This is a genomic window from Myxococcus sp. AB056 (assembly GCF_006547365.1).
GTDB lineage: Bacteria > Myxococcota > Myxococcia > Myxococcales > Myxococcaceae > Myxococcus > Myxococcus virescens.
The window spans coordinates 19435-37129 of the sequence record NZ_VHLB01000087.1 but is presented as its reverse complement, the minus strand read 5'-3'; the positions used below and the strand labels follow the sequence as shown (position 1 = coordinate 37129).

The following is a 17695-nucleotide window of genomic DNA, read 5'->3' as shown; positions in this document are numbered from 1 at the left end:
CACCGATGAAGCCGCCCGCCTCCCGGACAATCTTCGCCGCGAAGGACACCGCCGCCACGACGGAAGGCTCCTCCACCGCCATGGGCACCAGGTAGTCACGTCCGTTGACCTGGAGGTTGAGGCCCAGCCCCAGCGGGAGGGAGAAGGTCCCCACCGCGTTCTCAATCATCTGGTTCGCCAGGACAGGCTGGAGCGCCTCCGAGCCCAACAGCTGCTGCAGGTCCTCGGGCGTGAGCCGGAACATGCGGGAGAGGTGCGCGTGGCGCTCCTCCATCGGCAGCTTGTGGAACCCGGGAAGCCGGGACGTCACGGTGTCAGACATGTTCTTCCTTCCAGACTTCGGCACGGCCACCCTCTACAGCGCCGCCAACCAATCCTTCAACTCTCCGGTGACCACCCGGGGCCGCTGTCTCAGTTCAGCGCAGCTTCTGCTTCCCGTCAGCACGAGCGCCTGCCGCAGGCTCGCCAGGATGACCTCCAGCGCCGCCTCCGCCGCCTCGAGCCCGCCCGCCTGCTGCGCGCGGAACAACGGCAGCGCCATGCCAGCCAGGTTCGCCCCCAGCGCCAGCACCTTGGCCGCGTCCAGCCCCGTGCGAAGGCCACCGCTCGCCACCAGGTGGACGTCCGGGCCCACGGCCCGACGCACGGAGGCCAACGCCGCCGCCGTGGGAATGCCCCACGCGCTGAACTCCGCCCCCAGCTGTGCCTGTACGCCCGAGGCACGAAGTTGTTCCACGCGCACCCAGGACGTCCCGCCCAGACCGGACACGTCGATGTTCCGCACGCCCAGGTCCACCAACCGCCGCGCGACGTCCGGGCCGATGCCGCAGCCCGTCTCCTTCACCAGCAGCCGGTCGCCAAAGGCCTTCACCAGCAGCTCCACCACGCGGTAGCCACCCTGGAAGTCCCGGTCGCCTTCGGGCTGCGTCAGCTCCTGGCCCGCGTTGAGGTGCAGCGCCAGCCCGTCCGCGCCAATGCCGTCCACCAGCCGGCGCGTCCCATCCACGCCCAGCCCGATGGCCTGGAACATGCCGATGTTGCCTAGGAGCGCCACCGTGGGCGCCACCTGCCGCACCTGGAACGACGCGGCCCGCGAGGCGTCCTCCGACATGGCGCGCTGGCTGCCCACACCGAAGGCCAGGCCGTGGCGCTCGGCGAGTAGCGCCAGGTCGCGATTCACCGCGCCCGCACGCTCCGTCCCACCCGTCATGCCAGTGACGAGCAGCGGGTAGCGCAGCCGCTTGCCCAGGAACGCCGTGGACAGGTCCACGTCCTCCACGGACATTTCCGGCATCGCGCAGTGGACCAGCTTGACGCACTCCAGAAGGGTGCTGTTTCCGCTGGGTTCGACGTCACCCGTCGAGCAAAGGTCGAGATGCGCGTCCTTGCGTCTGGCTGTGATGTCGTCGCCCATCTCGTTGAAGTCCGGTCCGCCCAGGTGCTACGGCGCGTAAGTGCCCGAATGACCGAGGTTTCCTAGCAAGCGCGGCGGGCAAGGCGCAAGCCAAAGGGCCCGGACGGTCATTCCCGGCGTGTGGGTGGACGCTGGCGCCTTGTGGGCGGTATGAGCGCCGCGTGAGCGCCCCCCCGACCCACGTGGTTGTCTTCCTGCACAGCGGCGACTACGACCGCGTGCACCAAGGCCTGTCCATCGCCGCCGCTGCAGTGGCCTCTGGCCGCAAGGCGGAGGTGTACCTCTTCTGGTGGGCCCTGGAGCGCTTCCTCGATGGGGCGCTCGACGACCCGGACTTCATGGGGCGCGATGACGTCACCCACCGCTTCGAGTCGCGTGGGATGCCCACGTTGCGCGCCCTCCTCACACACCTGACGGATTCAGGACGCTTCACGCTGGCCGGGTGCACGGGCTCGCTGGGAGCCCTGGGTGCGGAAGCGCGGGCGGATGCCAGTGGCATCGCCCTGTGGCTGGGCTGGAGCGCCATCCTCCAGCGCACCGCGGGCGTGACGGACCGCTTCTATCTCTAGAAGCGAGACGCCGCCCGCGGGGGTGTCCGGGCTTCAGATGCCCAGCTTGACGCCCACGATGACGGCCCGAGGCGCGTTGGGCCGGGCACCGTAGGGACGGCGCGACACGACGGCCTGCTCGTCCAGGATGTTGCGCGCACTCAGGTACAGCTGCCCCCAGCGGGAGAAGTTCCAGCTCGCGTTGACGTCGAACGTCAGCAGCGCGTCCGTCAGCTCTTCCGGAGGCACCTCGCCCTGCCCCGCCTGCTCGCGCATGGCATCCACATAGAAGGCGCTCAGGGCCAGGCCGCCCCAGGACGTCTCCACACCCGCGGTGGCGTAGAGCTGGTGCTGAGGCACGTAGGGCAGCTCGTCGCCCGCGCGCACGTTGCCGAACTGCGGGTCCGCCGACTGGAAGTCCTCACGCAGCCGCGTGCGCGTGAACGTGTAGGACAGCGAGACAGGGAACGTCACGCCCCCGCCCGGACGGAAGGTCTTCTCACCGAAGACTTCCAGGCCGTAGATGTAGGCCTTGCCCGCGTCCGTCTGCCGGTCGAGGGCATCGTTGAGGCAGCCGCTGGAGAAGGTGCAGATGTCGGTGAGGTTCGAGTAGTCGTTGAAGAAGCCCACCGCCTCCAGCCGCTCGCCACGGCGGGTCCACCGCGCGCCGGCCTCGTAGTTGATGCTCTTCTCCGGCAGCACCGCGTCCGGCTGTCCGGGCGCCGGGGGCGAGAAGCCGCGATAGGCGCCCGCGAACAGGCCCAGCTCGCGCGTCAGTGCGCCGTAGATGCCCATGCCCGGCATGAGCACCTCCAGCGCGCCGCTCGACTCGGTGCCCGTCAGGTGGTTCCGCGACGCCGAGCGGATGATTTCCATGCGCACGCCCGGCGTCAGCACCAGGGGCCCCCAGCCGATGGCGTCCGTCGCGTGCAGGGCGATGGCGTGTGTGGAGTCCTTGTTGTCGGCCGTCGTGTACGTGGGCTCGCTGGTCCGCACGAGCTGGCCGCCCTGCATCAGGAAGGCATCCTCGGTATGGAGGCGGCGGATGCTGTCGTAGTGGAAGCGCGCGCCCAGCTCGAGGTTGTGGCTCAGCGGCCCGGTGGTGGCCGTCCAACGGGCGATGCTCTGGAGGCCCTGGGACACGTACGTGCGGTCGTTGGGGCCGATGAGCAGCGCGTCCTGGGACGACGACGAGTCCAGCTCGCCAGTGAGCACGCCGTAGTAGATGGCGTTGCGCGCGCTCGTGGGGTCCGCCAGCACGCTGGCGATGGAGGCGCCGCGGAAGCGGTTCACCTTGCGCCACGCCCGGCTCAGGTCATGCCGGTAGACGGACGTCGTCACGGCCAGCCCGCCCGCTTCGAGTTCGTGGCTGAGCACCACCTGCGTGCGGTGCCACTTCATGTGGTCCAGGGCGCTCGCGACGTAGCGGCGCAGCGGCGCAGCGGCGAAATCCGCGCTGCTCAGGCCCAGGTACGTCTCGTTCGAGTCCTCGTCCGAGTAGCCCAGCTTGAGCTGGAGCGTCTGGCGCACGGGGCCCTCGGGGACGAGCTGGTAGCTGCCCTTCGCCATCCACTCGTTGCGGGTGAAGCCCGTGTTGCCGCCAACGGTGTCCAGCTCCTTGAAGCCGTCACTGCGCAGGTGGACGCCTTCGAGCAGGAAGCCCGCGCGCTCGGTGCTGGCGCCGAAGACGCCGTGGGCCTTGCCGTAGAGGTACTCGCCGCCCGCCACATCCAGCCAGGCGGACTCGGACGCGGGGATGTCCCGGGTGATGAACTCCACGGAGCCGCCCACCGTCTGCGGTCCCTGCTGGATGGCCGAGGGCCCCTTGAGCACGCGGATGCTCTGCATGCGCGTGGCCAGCGGGAAGTAATAGGCCGCTGGCGCGGAGTACGGCGCGGGGCCGAAGAGGACACCGTCCTCCAAGAGGGTGACCTTCTTGCTGCGGTCCGGATTGACGCCGCGCAAGCCCACGTTCGGCCGCAGGCCAAAGCCGTCCTCGCCGCGGGAGTACACACCGGGCACCGTCTGGAGGATGGCGGCCGGGTCATCGCGCTCGAAGCGCTCCAACTGCGCGGGCTTGAGCACGTGGATGGAGCCGCTCGTGCGCGCCTCCGAGGTGCCCACCACCACGCTCTCGAATCTCTTCTCCACCGCCTCGGGTGAAGGCTCCAACACCAGTGGCTCGCCCGCGGCGGGCTCGGTGGCCAGCGGCGCGTCGTCCACGGGCGCCGGCGTGGGCTCGGCCTGCTGCGCCTCCGCGGCGGCGGTGTCCTGCGCCTGCGGCACTTCAGGCACGGCGGCAGTGTCCTGCGCCTGCGGCGCTTCAGGAACGGCGACGGCGTCCTGCACCTGCGACGGCTCGGGAGCCACGGCGGCGGTATCCTGCGCCTGCGGCGCTTCAGGAACGGCGACGGTGTCCTGCACCTGCGACGGCTCGGGAGCCACGGCGGCGGCGTCCTGGGGCGGCTCGGACTGCGCCGCGGCCGGGGAGGCCCATGCCAGCAAGAGCGCCGGAAGTGTCCAGCTCCGCGCCCACATCAGCTTCTGCTCGAACAGTGCCATCTGAAGCGTTTCGACCTTGTCTGACCGGGATGTCCGACGACTCAAAAGCCAGGAGCCAGGGATGGAGGACCGCCCGCGCGCGGACCGCCTTCCCCGGCTCCTGCTTCTACACTGCGTCAGCGATTACCGCTTCTCAATGGGACCGCCGATGACGATCTTTCCATCCGTCTGGATGGCGATGCCGCGAGCGGCCTCCTCGGTGGCCGCGGTCGCGACGTTGATCTTCGCGATACCGCCGGTGCCGAAGGTCGTGTCGAGGTTGCCATCGGTGGTGAAGCGCGCCACCACCATCTGGTTGTCGCCACCCTCGGTCACGAAGCCCGCCGCGTAGATGCGGTTGGTCGAGTCGAAGGTGACGGACCAGAAGCGGTCGTTCTCCGTGGCGGAGATCGGCGTGGCCTTGATGATGACCTCCTCCGCCGAGCCGTTCGTGGGGATGATGGCGAGGATGCCGTCGTCGTTCTGGTTGCCACCCGCGCGGTAACCCACCGCGGCAGCCCAGTTGCCGTCCGTCGACTTGGCCACGCCGAAGAAGGCCTGCTCCGGGCGGTCCAGGCTGAAGGTCTTGTAGCCTTCCGGCGCGAAGGTCGTGTCCGGCTGGCCGTCCGGCGTCTGCACCAGGAGGAGGGCCTGGTTGTTCTGCGCGCCCAGGGAGCCGCTGCCCACGTGCAGGACGCGGTCGTCGTTCAGGATCACCAGGTTGCGGCCGCGGTCGTTGTCACCGACCAGGTCCAGCGCCACGGCGCCGCCCGTGCCCCACGTCGGGTCGAGCGCGCCCGTGGCGGTGTAGCGGAAGGACACCAGATCCACCGTGCCGGAGGACGCGGAGCGGCCGTAGCCGGTCGTCACGTAGCTGCCGTTGGACTGCATGCCCACGGCGTAGGCCTCGGCCATGCCCCACTCAGGGTTGGTCTCGCTCTGGGCCTGGAACGGCGCGGACGTCACGACGCCCTTCCAGCCGAACGCGTCGTCCGCCTTGCCGTTGTCGTTCAGGCGCTGCAGCACGATGCGGTTGGCCGCCTGCGCACCCACGCCCGTGGGCATGGAGGTGTAGCCGGACGTCATGATCTTGCCGTCCGGCTGGATGAAGCCGTAGCGCATGCCGTCGTTCAGGTTGGACAGGTTGAGGACGCTGAACCCGTTGGGCGTCTCGGTCGAGCCGAACGTCGTGTCCAGCGCGCCCGCCGCCGTCAGGCGGGCCACCACGCGGTCGGTGTCCGCGCGCGTACCGTCCGCGCGCTTGTTGCCGAACAGCACGATGCGGTCCGTGCCGTCCACTCGCACGTCCCACAGCGAGTCACGCGTGCCGTCGCGGCCGGCGCCAAAGTCCACGTGCGTCACGCCGCCCGCACCGAACGTCGTGTCGTGCGTGCCGTCCTCGTTGAAGCGGACCACCGCGATGTCGCTGTCCAGCGCGCCGGTGCCCGCGTCAGGCGTCGGGTCCGTGCCCGCGTCCGTACCGGCGTCCGTGTTGGTGCCCGCGTCAGGCGTCGGCGTGGGCTCGTCGTCGTCGCCACAGCCCGTCATGCACGCCAGCGTGAGCGCCAACGCGGCTCCACGCACCAGGAAGCTACGGTGCTTCACCGTCTTCAACATGATGTTTTCCCCTCCTCAAGGAACTCGTCGAACTGCAAACGATAATCGTTATCAGTTTCTTCGTGTCCGCCTCGTACTCCGGAAGACCGCGACGGGTCAACACCCAACCTGTGGAAACCCGCACGTTTCCCCGGGCAAACTTTGAAGTTGATTGTCATTAACAACATCGGCGTGTTAGCGAGCCCGGACATGAACACCGAGTCATCGCGCCCCCTCTCCGTCCTGCGTGCGCGCGCCATCGCGCTCGCGGTGCCCGCCCTCCTCTCCCTGTCCGCGTGCAAGTCGGACAAGGTGACCCCGCAGGACGCAGGGACGGACAATCCGAACGACGCGGTGGCGGCGACGCGCGCCGCGCTGCTGGAGTCGTCCGGAGCCTGTGTGCTGCAGACGGCCCGTGAGTTCCAGACCGCGGCCACCGCGCTGGAGGGCGCCGTCGCGGCCCACGCGGCCACGCCGGATGCCACCACGCGAGACGCCGCGCGCGAGGCCTACCACCAGGCCATGGACGTGTGGCAGGTGGCGGAGGTGATGCAGTTCGGTCCCGCCGCGCCCCGCAGCCTCCCGGGCGGCGCGGAGATTCGCGACAACATCTACTCGTGGCCCCTGGTCAGCCGGTGCGCCCTCGAGGAGCAGATCGTCAACCGCAGCTATGAGTCGGAGAGCTTCGACAGCTCACTGGTGAGCCGCCGCGGCCTGTACGCGCTGGAGTACCTGCTCTTCTTCGAGGGCAACGACACCGCCTGCCCCGGCACCTCCGTCATCGTGTCCCAGGGCACGTGGGCGGCGCTGTCCGCGGACGAGCGGGCCGCGCGCAAGCGGGCGTACGCCGCCGTGGTGGCCGCCGACGTCCGCCGCCGCGCGGACGCGCTGGTGAACGCGTGGGCCCCGGACCAGGAGAATTTCGGCCGGACGTTGACGACGGCGGGCTCCGGCAATGCCGTGTACCCCTCCACGCAGGCGGCGCTGAACTCCGTGAGCGACGCCATCTTCTACTTCGAGCGCGAGGTGAAGGACCTCAAGGTGGCACGGCCGCTGGCGCTGCGTGACTGCGCCACGTCGACGTGCCCCGAGCACCTGGAGTCACAGTTCGCCGCGCGCTCGAAGGCGAACATCCGGGCCAACCTGGTGGGCTACCGGCGCATTACGGAAGGCTGTGGCGAGAACTTCTCCGGCAAGGGCTTCGACGACCTGCTCGAGGCCTCGGGCGCCGGCGCGCTGGCGGCGAAGCTGCGCGAGCGCAACGCGGCGGCGGCGGCGGGCATCGACGCTGTTCCGGGTGAAGACCTGGCGACGGTCCTGGCTCAGGACAAGGCCGCGATGCGTACGATGTACGACGTCATCAAGAGCGTGACGGACGTGCTCAAGACGGAGCTCGTCACCGTGCTGGACCTGGAGCTGCCCCAGTCCGTCGAGGGGGACAATGACTGAGGTGGCGTCAGGCGAGCGCCCCGCGTCCGAGCGCATCTGGAAGGTGCTGCTGGCGCCGCGAGACATCGCGGCGCTGGTGGCGTTCCGCGTGGCGCTGGGGATGCTCATCTTCGTCTCGGCGGTCCGGTTCCTCGCCTACGGCTGGGTGGACGTGCTGTTCACCGGCCCTCGCTTCCACTTCGCCTACTGGGGCTTCGGCTGGGTGCCCGCGCTGCCGGCGCCGTGGATGCACGCTGTCTTCGCGGCGCTCGCGATACTCGGGCTCTGCATGGCGGCGGGCCTCTTCTACCGCGTGACAGTGGGCCTGCTGTTCGTCGCCTTCACCTACGTCCAGCTCGTGGACGTCAGCAACTACCTCAATCACTACTATCTGGTGAGCCTGCTCCTCGGGCTGATGCTCGTCGTGCCGGCGCACCGGGCCTTCTCGGTGGATGCCTGGCGCAAGCCCGCGCTACGCAGTGACTGGCTGCCCTCGTGGTGCACGCTGCTGCTGCGCTTCCAGGTGGGCGTGGTGTACGTCTTCGCGGGGCTGGCGAAGCTGACCGGCGACTGGCTGCTCCATGCCCAGCCGCTCAGCATCTGGCTGTCGGCTCGGACGAGCCTGCCCCTCATCGGCCCCATGCTCGACGAGCCCTGGGTCGCCTACGTCGCGGCCTGGTCGGGATTCCTCTTCGACACCACCATCGTCGCCTTCCTCCTCACCCGGAAGCTGCGGCCCTTCGCCTATGTGGTGGTGCTCGGGTTCCACGCGGCCACCTCCGCGCTGTTTCCCATTGGCATGTTCCCCTTCATCATGGTCACCGGGGCCCTGGTCTTCTTCGAAGCCTCCTGGCCACGGCGGCTGTACCACGCGCTGCGCGCCCGCCTCGCGCGGACGTCCGTCGCGACTTCGGCCGCCTCGGAAACGCTCGCGACGCCCGCCCTGAGCGCTCCCGGCTGGAAGGGACAGGTGGCGCTCGGACTGGCCCTGACCTACGCCGTCATACAGGTCGCCATTCCGCTGCGCACCCACCTCTACGGCGGCAACGTGCTGTGGCACGAGCAGGGCATGCGCTTCTCCTGGCGAGTGATGGCGCGCGAGAAGAACGGCAGCGTGACATTCATCGTCCGCGACCCGGCGTCAGACCGGGAGTGGCACGTCGCGCCCAGCCAGTACCTCACCCGCCTCCAGGAGCGGGAGATGTCGGTGCAGCCGGACCTCATCCTCCAGTTGGCGCGGCACATCGCCCGGGACTTCGAGGCGCAGGGCAAGGGCCGCGTCCAGGTCCACGTCGACGCCCAGGTGTCGCTCAATGGCCGCCCCGCGGAGCTGCTGGTGGACCCGGACGTGGACCTCGCTCGGGAGGTGGACGGCCTCGCGCCCAAGCGGTGGATCCGCCCCGCGCCGGAGTCGCCGCCCATCCGCTTGCGCTCTCCGCTGCGCGGCGCGACGGCCGAGCGCCCGTAGGAGCGGTAAGGGGCAAGGGCTGGGTGGAGGGTGCGCCGTTGCAGCCAGGCCCCCTGCCCCCCGTCCCGGGGGCGTGCCGTCCCCCGTCATTGCCGAGCCCTCGCGCTGATTTACGTTTCCAGAGGGCCCCGCGGGGTCTCCGGAAACGAGGCGGCCATGGCGCTCCATTCTTCCCACGATACGGCCCGCGCCGACGCGGACCGGCCAGCACTGCACGGCGGAGGCGGCTGGCACCGGCTGGGCAACGCGCTCAAGACGACCGTGCTGCTGGCCGGGCTCACGGCCCTGGTGCTGGTCATCGGCGACCGACTGGGCGGCCCGCAAGGCCTGCTCTTCGCCGGCCTCTTCGCGGTGGTGATGAACTTCGGCTCCTACTGGTTCAGCGACCGGATTGCCTTGGCCATCCACGGCGCCAGGCCGTTGCCCTACGAGCAGGCGCCCTGGCTGCACGACATGGTGGCGCGGCTGGCCTCCCGCGCGGGCATGCCGAAGCCCAAGGTCTACATCCTCCCCACGGCGGCGCCCAACGCGTTCGCCACGGGCCGCAACCCGAGCCACGCCGCCATCGCGGTGACGGCGGGCCTGATGGAGCTGCTCGACCGGCGCGAGCTGGAAGGCGTGCTGGCCCATGAACTGGGGCACGTGCGCAACCGGGACACCCTCATCGGCACGGTGGCGGCGACCCTGGCCGGCATCATCAGCTACGCCGCGCAGATGCTCTTCTGGTTCGGCGGCTCCATGCTCAGCCGGGGCGACAACGACGAGCGCGGCGGACTGGGCAGCGCCTTCGCCAACCTGGGCCTGCTGCTGGTGGCCCCCATCGCCGCCACGCTGCTCCAGCTCGCCGTCAGCCGCTCACGGGAGTACGGAGCGGACCAGACGGGCGCCGAGCTGGCGGGCGACCCGGACGCGCTCGCCAATGCCCTGCTGAAGCTGGAACGCGGCGCGGAGGCCATTCCCTACGACAGGGCCCCGGCCACCGCCCACCTCTTCATCGTCAACCCGCTCCACCGTGGCGGAGTCATGGCCCTGTTCTCCACCCACCCGCCCATCCCCGAGCGGGTCCGCCGGCTCCGGGAGCTGGGTGCCCGCCTGGGAGCCCGCACCGGTGGGCGCGGCGGCTGGGAGTACGCGTACTAAGGTGACGGACGGCACCCCGGACGCACGCCGGGCCGCTGGCCGGGGCGACGCAGGGAGTGAACCGAAGCACGTCTAGCAGTGGACCCTTGACGCCCTGGGGGCTGACGGTAGGCTGCCCCGCTTTTTGCATTTCCCCGTGGAGGTCGTTCCCGTGCTGGTCCTGGTCCTCGCCCTTGCTGTCGGGCTCGCCATCTCGCTCTATTTCAATCTCTTCGCCGGCCCCAAGCACGCCGCGCTTCCGTCGTCGTCCACGTCTTCGTCGGCGCCCCGCGCCGAGCTGGTGACGGACACCCAGGCGCGTGCCAAGGCCGAGGCGGAGCTGCAGCGCAAGCAGAAGGAGCTGGACGAGCAGCGCACTCAACTTCAGGACGTGAAGGAGCAGCTGAAGCAGGCCAAGCGCAAGCTCTACGAGCAGAAGGAGTCCGACAAGAGCGCGCAGGAGCTGGCCAAGGCGCGCGCCGAGGTGGAGCGCAGCGCCTCCACGCAGCTCGAGCGGACCCGTGAGGAGCTGTCCCACGCGCTGGTGGAGAACCAGCGGCTGAAGGCGGAGATGGAGTCCAAGGGCCGCCGCCCGCAGCCCGCGCCGGCCGCTCCCATCGCCGCGCCCGCCACGCAGGTCGCCGCGCCCACCCAGGAGGGCGAGGCCGTCATCGCCGCGGTGGTGCCGGTGGTGCCCACGGCGACGGAGACGGTGCCGCAGGAGCGTGGCCAGCGCCGCTACCGCGAGCTGAATGACGCCGACCGCGAGAAGATGGAGCGGCTGGAGCAGGCGGCGAACAAGGACCGCCTCCGCGCGGTGGAGCTGGAGAAGGAGCTGCGCCGGGTGAAGGGCCGCAACGAGACGCAGCAGCGCGTCTATGCCGCCACCAAGCACGACCTGGACCTGAGCCGCGACAAGTACAAGGCCCTGGAAAAGCGCCTCAACCGCACGCTCCTGGAGCGCGACCTGATTCGCCGGGCCATCAAGGACCTGGAGAAGAAGACGGGCATGCTCGCCGACCGCACGGAGCTGACGCCCGAGGAGGTCGCCGCCAGCGACCAGCGCACCGAGGAGACGTCGCGCGTGCGCGCCGAGGCCGAGGCCCAGGCCACGCCCAAGACGGAGGCCCCGGCCGACACCGAGCAGCAGGCGCCCGAGAGCGCTCCGACCGACGCGGAGTCCAAGCCCGCGCAGGCCTGACGCATCCGCCCTCCCATGGGCACATTGAAGGGCTCGGCATCCTGGAGGACCTCCAGGGCCGGGCCCTTCGTCATTTCCACATCAGGAGTCGGCCGGGCCGCAGCCGCCTTCCAGCGGCACCGGCCCCCGGGCCTGGAGGAGGCCCGTCAGCAGCTTGACCGTGAGGCGCTTGAACTCCGCCATCTCCTGCACCGTGAGGTGGCGAAGCAGCTCCACGTCCGTCCATAGGAGAGCGTCGCGCAGCAGGTTCAGCTCGGTCTGGCCGGCCGGGGACAGCTCCAGGCGCGCGCACCGACGATCTTCCGCGATGCTTCGCTTCACCAGGCCGTCCTCCTCCAGGCGCGCGACGAGCCGGCTCACCGAGGGTGCGTCCACGAGCATCCGCTCCGCGATGGCGGCCTGGCTGCGCACACCGTCGGCGATGGATTTCAGCGCCAACAACTGCATGAAGGGTCTGCTGGTCTGCTCGCCCAGCCGCTCGGTGAGGAGGCGACGGATGGCGCGCCGCAGCGAAGCCATTTGCTCCGGGACAGTCATCTCCCCCTAAAGATGGTTGCAGACGTCAACCATTGTCAATTACATCGACGCGACGCGTTTGGTCACAACGGGGGGGAAGTTTTCAGCCCACACGCAGTTCCCTCATTTCCTCCTCCTCGTATGGCATCCCCTTCCATCATTCTCCTGGCGCTCGTCGCAGCGTCGACGCTGACCGAGCCGTCACCGTCCATTCCTGCGCCCGTCCCCTTCCAGCCGAAGGTGGAGGACGCGATGCTCACCCCCGTTGCCCCCGCCCAGCGGCAGGTAACGACCTGGGACGAGGCGCTCGCGCTCGTCCGGGAGCGCTCCACCGACCTCCGAAGCGCCGAAGCCGGCGTGGAGCGCGCCGCGGGCCGCTCCCGGCAGGCCCTGGCGGCGCTGCTCCCCAATGCACGTCTGTCGTCCAGTGTCGGTGTGGACCTCCTCAACCCCGACCTCCCCGTGGGCGCTGGCGGTACGCCGCTGGTGGGCATTGGTGGCGGCGACACCCGCGGTCCCTCCACGCCGCTGCTCACCGCCACGGCGAACGTGACGCAATCCCTGGTGGACATCAGCGCCTGGCGCGGGCGCGCCTCGGCCGTGGCCGCCGAGGAAGGCGCGGCGGCGACGCTGGGCGAGACGCGGCGGCTGCTCACCCGGGGGCTGGCCCAGGTGCTCGTATCCACGGTCGCGGCGGAGCGGGCGGCGGAGATCAACCGCGTGGGCCTGCGGCAGGCTTTGGAGCGCTTCGCGCTCGCGCAGCGCACGTATGAACTGGGCGCGGGCAACCAGTTGGACGTGGTGCGCGTGGAGCAGGACGTGGCGGTGGCGCGCAGCGCCCTCGTCGCGGGAGACGAGCAGCTGCGGCGCAGCCGTGAGGCCCTGGGCCTGGCGGTGGGCTTCGGCAACGCCGTTGGCGTCAGCCGGGACTTCAACCTCCAGGGGCTGGTGAACGAGACGCAGCGGGCCTGCACGCCCTTGAAGGACGTGAACGAGCGGACGGACCTCGTGGCCTCGCGCGCGCAGCTGGAGTCCGCGCGTGACAGCCGCCAACAAGCCACCGCCGGCTACCTGCCCACGCTGGGCCTGTCGAGCACCGCAGTGGGCCTCACCACGGACCCCGGCTTCGGCCGCGTGGCCATCTGGAGTGTGTCCGCGGTGCTCTCCGTCCCCATCTGGGAAGGCGGCCTGCGCGGCGGCTTGATTCGCGAGCGAGAGGGGCTCGAGCGCCAGGCGGCGGAGACGCTGGAGAGCACCCGCCGCAACGTGTCGATTCAGGTGGCCCAGTCCCGGCGCGCCGTGGAGGTGGCCGAAGCCCTGGTGGCGACGGCGGTGGCGTCCCGCGACCTCGCGGACCGGACCGACCGCCTCACCCGCCGTTCTTTTGAAGTGGGCCGCGGCAGCAGCCTCGAGCTGGTGCAAAGCGGAGCGGCCCTGCGCCAGGCGGAGCTGACCCTGGTGCTGCGTGAATTCGAGCTCGTCCAGGCGCGCCTGGACGCATTCCTGACGGAGGCGCGGTGCGACTGGTGAATCAGATGAAGGCGATGTGGGGTGTCACCCTGCTGGCGGTGGTGGCGGGCTGTTCGGGCCAGAAGGCCGCCCCGCCGGCCCCTCCGCCCCGCGAGGTGGACATCGTGACGCTCACCCCGCGCGAGGTGCGCGAAACGGGGGAGTACCTGGGCTCGCTGATGTCGCGGCAGAGCGTCAACGTGCTGCCCCAGGTCGCGGGCTACGTGCGCAAGATTCACGTGCGCCCCGGTGACAAGGTGGAGGCCGGCGCCGCGCTCATCGAGGTGGACTCGCGCGAAGGCACCGCCGCGCTCGACAGCGCGCAGGCGCAGCTCAGCTCCACCCAGGTGAGCCTGGAGCTGGCGCGCCGCACGCTGGAGCGCACCGAGGCGCTCTACAAGGAAGGGCTCGCGAGCGCGCAGGAGCTGGAGCAGGGCCGCGCGCAGGTGGAGGCAGCCCAGGCCGCGGCGCGTTCATCCGCCGCGCAGGTGACGCAGCGCCAGGTGCAGCTCCAGTACCACGTGGTGCGCGCGCCCTTCGCCGGCACGATGGGCGACGTGCTGGTGCGGCTGGGTGACTACGTGGGCATGACGACGCCGCTCACCAGCGTGGCGCAGGCGGACGTGCTCGAGGTGAGCGTGTCGGTGCCGTCGCCGCGCGCCCGGTCGATGAAGCCCGACACCGCGCTCGAAATCCTCGACAGCACGGGCAAGGTGCTGGTCACCAGCAACGTCTTCTACATCGCGCCCCAGGCGGACCCGCGTACCCAGTTGGTGGAGGTGAAGGCCGCCTTCCGCAACACCGTGGGCCTGCGGCCCAGCGAGCTGGTGCGCGCGCGGCTCGTGTACTCGGCCCGGGATGCGCTGCAGATTCCCGCGCTCGCCATCGTGCGGCAGAGCGGTCAGCCCTTCGCGCTGGTGGTCCTGGCGAAGGACGGGAAGACAGTGGTGGAGCGCCGCCCCATCACGCTCGGCGCGCTGGGCGAGATGGCCTACGTGGTGGAGAGCGGGCTCCAGTCAGGCGACCAGGTCGCCGTGTCCTCGCTGCAAGCGCTGCGTGACGGCATGGCGGTGAAACCCAAGCAGGCCAACGCCCCCACTGACAGCGGCCCGCCCCGGGCCTCTGGCAATGGTGGCGGCACTCTCGGCGGGAGCCGCTGAACGAAGGGCCGGATAGCGCACCATGTTCGTCGATTTCTTCATCCGCAGGCCCGTCTTCGCCATCGTCTGCTCCATCCTGCTGACGCTGGTGGGGCTGATTGCCATCCCCACGCTGCCCATCTCCCAGTACCCGGACCTGGCGCCGCCACAAGTCACCGTGACGAGCACCTACGTGGGTGCGAGCGCCGAGGTGGTGGAGAGCGCCGTCACCATCCCGCTGGAGCAGGAGCTCAACGGCGTGGAGGGCATGCGCTACATCACCTCCACCAGCAGCAACGACGGCACCAGCCAGATCACCATCACCTTCGAGGCCACGCGCGACATCGAGGTGGCCGCCGTCGACGTGCAGAACCGCGTCAGCCGCGCCGCGGCGCGCCTGCCCTCGCAGGTGAACCAGACGGGCATCGTCGTCAACAAGGCCTCCAGCCAGATGCTGCTGACGGTGGGCCTGTTCAGCGAGGACAACCGCTACGACGCCAAGTTCCTCAGCAACTACGCCGACGTGAGCCTGAAGGACGCCATCAAGCGCGTGCCCGGCGTGGGTGACGTCCGCATCTTCGGCGAGCGCAAGTTCTCAATGCGCCTGTGGCTGGACCCCACGGAGCTGGCGCGCCGCAAGCTCACGCCCCAGGACGTGACGCGCGCGCTCCAGGAGCAGAACCTCCAGGTGGCCGCGGGTCAGATTGGCCAGCCGCCGTCCACCGAGGACCAGCCCTACCAGATCGCGGTGAGGGCCCGGGGCCGGCTGGTGGAGCCGGCGGAGTTCGGCGACATCGTCCTGATGCGGGACACGGATGGCACGAGCATCCGGGTGAAGGACGTGGGCCGCGTGGAGCTGGGCGCGGAGAACTACGGCTCCGTCCTGCGCTTCAACGGCAAGACGGGCGTGGGCCTGGGCATCTTCCAACTGCCCACCGCCAACGCGCTGGACGTGCGCGACGGCGTGTACGCGGAGCTCGAGCGGCTGTCGAAGCAGTTCCCGCCCGGCATGCAGTTCCAGACGGGCACCGACACCACCCTGGCCGTCCGCGCCTCCATCAACGAGGTCATCAAGACGCTGGTGGAAGCCATCGTCCTCGTCATCCTCGTCATCTTCCTGTTCCTGCACGGCTGGCGCAGCGTGCTCATCACCGCCTTCACCCTCCCCGTCTCACTGATTGGCACCTTCGCCTTCGTCCACCTGATGGGCTTCTCCATCAACACCCTCACCCTCTTCGGCCTCACGCTGGCCACGGGTCTGGTGGTGGACGACGCCATCGTCGTCATCGAGAACATCGAGCGGTTGATGGTGGAGCGGCGCCTGTCTCCCGTACAGGCCGCGCGCGAGGGCATGAAGGAGGTGACCGGCGCGGTCATCGCCATCTCCGTGGTGCTGGTGGCGGTGTTCGTCCCGGTGGCGCTCTTCCCGGGCACCACCGGCGCCATCTACCGGCAGTTCGCGCTGACCATCGCCGCCTCCGTGGCGCTGTCCACCTTCTGCGCCCTCACCCTCACCCCGGCGCTCAGCGCGAAGATGCTGAAGCACCACGAGGGACCGAAGTGGGTCTTCTTCCGCTGGGTGGACAAGGCGCTGGACGGGACCAAGGCGCTCTACGGCCGGGGCCTGCGCAAGCTGCTGAAGCATCCGGTCCTGGTCCTGGTCGCCTTCCTGGCGTGCATCGGCGGCACGGTGATGCTCTTCCGCGTCGCACCCACGGGCTTCATCCCCGATGAGGACCAGGGCTACCTCATCATCTCCATCCAGGGCCCCGAGGGCATGTCTCTCGCCCAGACGGAGAAGGTGCTGGCGGAGGCGGAGGCGGTCTTGCAGGCGCAGCCTGAGGTGCGCGCCATGTTCGCCATTGGCGGCTTCTCCATGATGGGCAGCGGCCCCAACATGGGCACCATCTTCTCGTCGCTGACGCCCTGGGAGGAGCGCAAGGGCAAGGACCAGTCGGTGGCCGCGCTGGTGGAGCGGCTGCGTGCCCCGCTGAGCCGCATCGGCGGAGCGCGCGTGATGCCCTTCCAGCCGCCCGCCATCCGAGGCGTCGGCAGCGTGGGCGGCTTCCAGTACATCGTCGAGGACATCGACGGCACCAGCTCGCTGGATGACCTGGCCGCGGCCACGCAGATGCTGGTGGCGAAGGCCAACGAGCACGAGCAACTGCGCGGTGCCTTCAGCACCTTCAACGCGGACACGCCGCTGCTCGACGTGGAGGTGGACCGGCAGAAGGCGAAGGCGCTCGGCGTGCCGATTGAGCAGGTGTTCGGCACCATGCAGGTCTACATGGGCAGCCAGTACGTCAACGACTTCAACTACGCCAACCGCACCTACCGGGTGTACGTCCAGGCGGAGCAGCAGTTCCGCGACAGTCCGTCGGACATCGGCGCCTTCTACGTGCGCAGCGACACCGGGGACATGATTCCGCTGGAGTCGCTGGTGAAGGTGGAGCCCACCGTGTCCGCCCAGGTCATCCGCCACTACAACCTGTTCCGCTCGGCGGAGATCAACGGGCAGCCGGCGCCGGACGTGTCGTCCGGACAGGCGCTGGAGGCCATGGAAACGCTGGCCACGCAGCACCTGCCTCAGGGCATGAGCGCGGAGTGGACGGGCATCAGCCTGGAACAGAAGGAGAGCGGCGGGCAGACGGCCATCATCTTCGCGCTGGGCCTGCTCTTCGTCTTCCTGGTGCTCGCGGCGCAGTACGAGAGCTTCAGCCTGCCGCTGGTCATCATCTTCTCCGTGCCCCTGGCCATCATGGGCGCGTTGGGGTTGCAGCTGGCGCGCGGGTTCGCCAACGACGTGTTCTGCCAGGTGGGCCTGGTGATGCTGGTCGGCCTGGCCAGCAAGAACGCCATCCTCATCGTGGAGTTCGCCGAGCAGCTCCGGGAGGGCGGGAAGAGCACCATCGACGCGGTGGTGGAGGCGGCGGAGGTCCGCCTGCGCCCCATCCTGATGACGTCCATCGCCTTCCTCCTGGGCGTGGTGCCGCTGATGATGGCCTCCGGCGCCGGCGCGGCGTCCCGCAACTCCCTGGGGACGGCGGTGTTCGGCGGCATGCTGGTGTCCACGGTGGTGAACTTCGTGTTCATCCCCGGGCTCTACGTGCTGATGCAGAAGCTCCGCGGCGACGCGAAGCGGGCCACCGGTGAGGACGAAGCGGTGCCCACGCCCGCCGCGTCCCACTGAGGTCCGCGGGCGCTGGAAGAAAAACG

The 17695-nt window shown here is 69.9% G+C and carries 12 protein-coding genes and 1 pseudogene; 8 read left to right on the top strand and 5 right to left on the bottom strand.

From position 1 onward, the window contains the following. Positions 1–322, bottom strand: a pseudogene (locus FMP39_RS29330) (3-hydroxy-3-methylglutaryl-CoA reductase); the annotation flags it as partial. A gap of 33 nt (positions 323–355) precedes the next feature. Beyond that, on the bottom strand, positions 356–1414 hold the full coding sequence (gene fni / locus FMP39_RS29325; protein WP_011554997.1) for a type 2 isopentenyl-diphosphate Delta-isomerase: 1059 nt from the start codon (positions 1412–1414) through the stop codon (positions 356–358). Between the two features lie 161 nt (positions 1415–1575). Between fni and FMP39_RS29320 the strand changes: the two genes are divergently transcribed. Beyond that, positions 1576–1983, top strand: coding sequence for a hypothetical protein (locus tag FMP39_RS29320; RefSeq protein ID WP_228558433.1), 408 nt, complete (start codon positions 1576–1578; stop codon positions 1981–1983). A 33-nt stretch (positions 1984–2016) separates the two neighbouring features. Here FMP39_RS29320 and FMP39_RS29315 read toward each other — a convergent pair whose 3' ends face one another. Beyond that, positions 2017–4524, bottom strand: coding sequence for a TonB-dependent receptor (locus FMP39_RS29315; protein ID WP_141593416.1), 2508 nt, complete (start codon positions 4522–4524; stop codon positions 2017–2019). 123 nt (positions 4525–4647) lie between these two features. Beyond that, positions 4648–6120, bottom strand: a complete 1473-nt coding sequence (locus FMP39_RS29310) for a hypothetical protein (RefSeq protein ID WP_141593415.1) — start codon at positions 6118–6120, stop codon at positions 4648–4650. A 189-nt stretch (positions 6121–6309) separates the two neighbouring features. Between FMP39_RS29310 and FMP39_RS29305 the strand changes: the two genes are divergently transcribed. The 4 genes from FMP39_RS29305 (at position 6310) to FMP39_RS29290 (ending at position 11315) form a co-directional block, all read left to right on the top strand. Further along, entirely contained in the window at positions 6310–7548 is a 1239-nt protein-coding gene (locus FMP39_RS29305; RefSeq protein ID WP_141593414.1) for an imelysin family protein, read from the top strand. After that, positions 7541–8995 (top strand): HTTM domain-containing protein, encoded by a 1455-nt coding sequence (locus tag FMP39_RS29300; protein WP_141593413.1) that lies wholly within the window; start codon positions 7541–7543, stop codon positions 8993–8995. Before FMP39_RS29305 ends, FMP39_RS29300 begins: the two co-directional genes overlap by 8 nt. A 156-nt stretch (positions 8996–9151) precedes the next feature. Then, positions 9152–10135 carry a zinc metalloprotease HtpX gene (locus FMP39_RS29295; protein ID WP_141593412.1) on the top strand — a complete coding sequence of 328 codons (984 nt, stop codon included), beginning with the start codon at positions 9152–9154 and terminating at the stop codon, positions 10133–10135. Positions 10136–10286: 151 nt separating this feature from the next. Continuing rightward, complete coding sequence (locus tag FMP39_RS29290; protein WP_141593411.1) at positions 10287–11315, top strand: cell envelope biogenesis protein TolA; 1029 nt, start codon at positions 10287–10289, stop codon at positions 11313–11315. Positions 11316–11396: 81 nt separating this feature from the next. Here FMP39_RS29290 and FMP39_RS29285 read toward each other — a convergent pair whose 3' ends face one another. Continuing rightward, positions 11397–11834 (bottom strand): MarR family winged helix-turn-helix transcriptional regulator, encoded by a 438-nt coding sequence (locus tag FMP39_RS29285; protein WP_228558432.1) that lies wholly within the window; start codon positions 11832–11834, stop codon positions 11397–11399. Positions 11835–11972: 138 nt separating this feature from the next. On the opposite strand from FMP39_RS29285, the gene FMP39_RS29280 reads away from it, so the two are divergent. The 3 genes from FMP39_RS29280 to FMP39_RS29270 are packed head-to-tail and all read left to right on the top strand — an operon-like array spanning position 11973 to position 17669. Beyond that, positions 11973–13361: a TolC family protein gene (locus FMP39_RS29280; RefSeq protein ID WP_141593409.1), complete on the top strand. Its 1389-nt coding sequence runs from the start codon at positions 11973–11975 to the stop codon at positions 13359–13361. Continuing rightward, positions 13349–14500 (top strand): efflux RND transporter periplasmic adaptor subunit, encoded by a 1152-nt coding sequence (locus FMP39_RS29275; protein ID WP_141593408.1) that lies wholly within the window; start codon positions 13349–13351, stop codon positions 14498–14500. Before FMP39_RS29280 ends, FMP39_RS29275 begins: the two co-directional genes overlap by 13 nt. Positions 14501–14522: 22 nt before the next feature. Next, positions 14523–17669: an efflux RND transporter permease subunit gene (locus tag FMP39_RS29270; protein ID WP_141593407.1), complete on the top strand. Its 3147-nt coding sequence runs from the start codon at positions 14523–14525 to the stop codon at positions 17667–17669. The last annotated feature ends 26 nt before the right edge of the window (positions 17670–17695 follow it).

What these genes read in the sequence shown, in the direction of transcription:
- FMP39_RS29300 (WP_141593413.1), top strand. Translation starts at nt 7,541, where the DNA reads ATGACTGAGGTGGCGTCAGGCGAGCGCCCCGCGTCCGAGCGCATCTGG.
- FMP39_RS29295 (WP_141593412.1), top strand. Translation starts at nt 9,152, where the DNA reads ATGGCGCTCCATTCTTCCCACGATACGGCCCGCGCCGACGCGGACCGG.
- FMP39_RS29310 (WP_141593415.1), bottom strand. Translation starts at nt 6,120, where the DNA reads ATGTTGAAGACGGTGAAGCACCGTAGCTTCCTGGTGCGTGGAGCCGCG.
- FMP39_RS29315 (WP_141593416.1), bottom strand. Translation starts at nt 4,524, where the DNA reads ATGGCACTGTTCGAGCAGAAGCTGATGTGGGCGCGGAGCTGGACACTT.
- FMP39_RS29285 (WP_228558432.1), bottom strand. Translation starts at nt 11,834, where the DNA reads ATGGCTTCGCTGCGGCGCGCCATCCGTCGCCTCCTCACCGAGCGGCTG.
- fni (WP_011554997.1), bottom strand. Translation starts at nt 1,414, where the DNA reads ATGGGCGACGACATCACAGCCAGACGCAAGGACGCGCATCTCGACCTT.
- FMP39_RS29280 (WP_141593409.1), top strand. Translation starts at nt 11,973, where the DNA reads ATGGCATCCCCTTCCATCATTCTCCTGGCGCTCGTCGCAGCGTCGACG.
- FMP39_RS29305 (WP_141593414.1), top strand. Translation starts at nt 6,310, where the DNA reads ATGAACACCGAGTCATCGCGCCCCCTCTCCGTCCTGCGTGCGCGCGCC.
- FMP39_RS29270 (WP_141593407.1), top strand. Translation starts at nt 14,523, where the DNA reads ATGTTCGTCGATTTCTTCATCCGCAGGCCCGTCTTCGCCATCGTCTGC.